Annotated in this window: 3 protein-coding genes and 2 pseudogenes; 2 read left to right on the forward strand and 3 right to left on the reverse strand. The window is 69.1% G+C overall.

Annotated features, from left to right (window positions below; translation table 11 throughout):
• Together ACFQEU_RS14450 and ACFQEU_RS14455 are read left to right on the forward strand one after the other, a co-directional pair.
• Positions 1-394, forward strand: a pseudogene (locus ACFQEU_RS14450) (SPFH domain-containing protein); the annotation flags it as partial.
• 85 nt (positions 395-479) lie between these two features.
• A complete protein-coding gene (locus ACFQEU_RS14455; RefSeq protein WP_379783290.1) occupies positions 480-1100 on the forward strand; it encodes a winged helix-turn-helix transcriptional regulator in 621 nt (206 codons plus the stop codon).
• A 44-nt stretch (positions 1101-1144) separates the two neighbouring features.
• Here the strand turns inward: ACFQEU_RS14455 and ACFQEU_RS14460 are convergent, their stop codons facing one another.
• The 3 genes and pseudogenes from ACFQEU_RS14460 to ACFQEU_RS14470 form a co-directional block, all read right to left on the reverse strand.
• On the reverse strand, positions 1145-1408 hold the full coding sequence (locus ACFQEU_RS14460; protein WP_379783292.1) for a DUF7123 family protein: 264 nt from the start codon (positions 1406-1408) through the stop codon (positions 1145-1147).
• A 186-nt stretch (positions 1409-1594) separates the two neighbouring features.
• A complete protein-coding gene (locus tag ACFQEU_RS14465) occupies positions 1595-2137 on the reverse strand; it encodes a DUF84 family protein (RefSeq protein WP_379783294.1) in 543 nt (180 codons plus the stop codon).
• Positions 2138-2217: 80 nt separating this feature from the next.
• A pseudogene (locus ACFQEU_RS14470) lies at positions 2218-2494 on the reverse strand (cobalamin-binding protein); the annotation flags it as partial.

Below are 2494 nucleotides of genomic sequence, written 5' to 3' on the forward strand. Positions count from 1 at the left end.
GGAGTCGATGGGCGAGCGCGCCATCATCGAACGCGGCATGGAGACCCTCGAAGAGATCGGCAAGGGCGAATCCACCACGTTCGTCCTCCCCCAGGAGCTCACCAGCCTCGTGGGCCGGTACGGCAAGGCGCTCTCCGGCTCCGACGTCCAGGAGATGGAGGGGCTGGACGGGCTGGAGTTCGACGACGAGACCCGCAAGATGCTCGGACTCGACAACATCGACGAGATCCTCGGCCAGATCGACGAGGCGGCCGAGATGGACGTCGAGGAGCTCGAGAAGGAGGCCGAAGCGGTCAAGGCGGGCGGTGCCGGCGCGGACATCAAGTCTGCCGACGAAGTCATCCAGGAAATGGACGAGGACGTCCCCGAAGCCGAACTGGAACGCGAGGACTGACCGGGACGAAACGGCGCGTCGGACCGGATCGTCCCCGACTGGGCCGAACGAAGTGTTTTTGTTGGCTGCTCGACTACTACGTCCAGTGACGGAGCACGTCGACGAACGGAAGCGGCGGACGCTACGGCGGTTCGCCGCCGTCGGAGCGGCCGCACCGTTCGTCGGGACCGCCAGCGCCGAGAGCCGGGAGCACGGCGACGCGGAGGCGAACGAGACTCGCGAGGCGATCCGCGGCTACGTCCCGACGACCCCCGGCGCGCACTTCTCGAAGCTCCGCGACGACCTCCGGCTGGGTACCGGCGAGGCGCAACATCACCTCCGGAAACTGGAGGCTTCGGGCGAGATCGAGTCGTGGAAGGACGCCGACTACCGGCGCTACGTCCCGGCGGGTCGCTTCGACGACCTCGACAAGCGGGCGCTCGGCTACCTCCGTCGAGACACCCCGCGCGGGATGATCCTGACACTGTTGCGCGACCCCAATGCGACCGGTGCAGCACTCGCCGAGTCGCTCGGGGTCTCGAGACCGACGGTGAGCGCCGCGGCCGCGGACCTCGATGAGGCGGGGTTGCTCGACCGGTCGGACGGCTACACGCTGACGGAGCCCGAGCGACTCGTCACGCTCGTCGTCCGGTACGCGGACTCCTTCGACGCCGAGACGGTCGCGTTCGCGGACGACGCGGCGTCGCTCGTACGGTACGACCCGTAACCGTCCACGCTCCGCATCGACCCCGTCGACCGCTGTGGCCTCGTTTACTCGGGCGTTCCGGTTACCATCCACGTCGTCCCCGAGGAGTATCCCCACTTCTCCACGTCGAGCTCGTGGGCCGCGTCGACGACGGCGCTCATGTTCGCGCCGACCTCCTTCGCCGAGAGATCCAAGTCGTCGGCGATCAGCCGCGATTTGAAGTAGGTCCGGTCGTCGGCGTTCGCACGCAGGTACTCGAGGATCCGCGCCTGTTTCGTCGAGAGGCCCGTCGGTTCGGCGCTCGCGAGCTCCGTCTGTGCTGTGCTCATACACACCTGTACCGGTGGATCCCTCAAAAGCCGGTTGGTAGACCGGGTTAACACCGTCACGTCGTGCGGTTTTCGACCTCCAGCTCTCGCGAAGTGGGTCGCTGACGGACCCTCGGGTGGCCCGGAGTGGTCGTTCCGGTACGATCCCCGAACCCGGTATCGTCGTCAGCTCCCGCGGCTCGGCGGTCACTCGTACAGGTTGGAGACGAACGGACCGAGCGCGCCTGCGACTGCGGTCGCGAGGGCGTCGGTTCGGTCCACCCGCCCGTCCGTCAGCGCGCCGGCGGCACCACCCCCTTTCGCAACGCCCGTCGTGTCGAGGACGTCGTCCATCACCGGACCGAGCTCCTCTCCCGCGCCGATCCGGGCGGCGATCCGGTCCGGGAGCCGGAGGCTGGGGCCGGCCCCCCGGCCCACGCGCGTCCCGTCGTCGACGACGGCCCACATGATCAGGAAGCGCCCCTCGACACCGTCGATCCCGGCGACTCCGCCCTCGATCCCGACGCCGAGGTCGTACGTGCCGACGTCGAGGACCGCGGACGCGCGGTTCTCCGCGCCACGAACGGTCTCCGGGTGACCGATCGGCTGTTCGCTCACGCCGGAGTCGACGGGGACCGACTCGACGGTCGCGTCGGCCGCGACCCCCGACCCCTCGGTTCGGATCGCTCGCTCGACCGCCTGCCGCTTCACCGGGTTCCCGCTGCCGACGCCGATATCCATATCCGACATCGACGCCGGATGGACGAATAGCTCTCGAAGCAGGCTCGAGCCTGGGTAAGGTGGGTGGGTGAATCGGGCGGGTCCCGGGTTCAGGGAGTGTACGAATCCGGGTGGAGCAGCCCCGCGAGCCGCTCGATCCCGTCGATCAGCGCGGGGCTCGGCTGATTCAGAAGCGAGTCGTCGAGGACGTGCACCGGCGTGTCCCCTATCCAGTCGCGCTCGGCGACCGTGGCGGGGTCGACCCGATTACCGTGCCCGCAGACGTGGACGACGACGTGGTCGAGGTCGGCGGCCGACACGGCCGCCGGGTCGACTTCCCGGGAGCGCTCGCCCGGGTCGACGAACGGGTAGCGTCCGCCGGCCGCA

Source organism: Halorubrum tibetense (assembly GCF_042661865.1).
GTDB classification, from domain to species: Archaea; Halobacteriota; Halobacteria; order Halobacteriales; family Haloferacaceae; genus Halorubrum; species Halorubrum tibetense.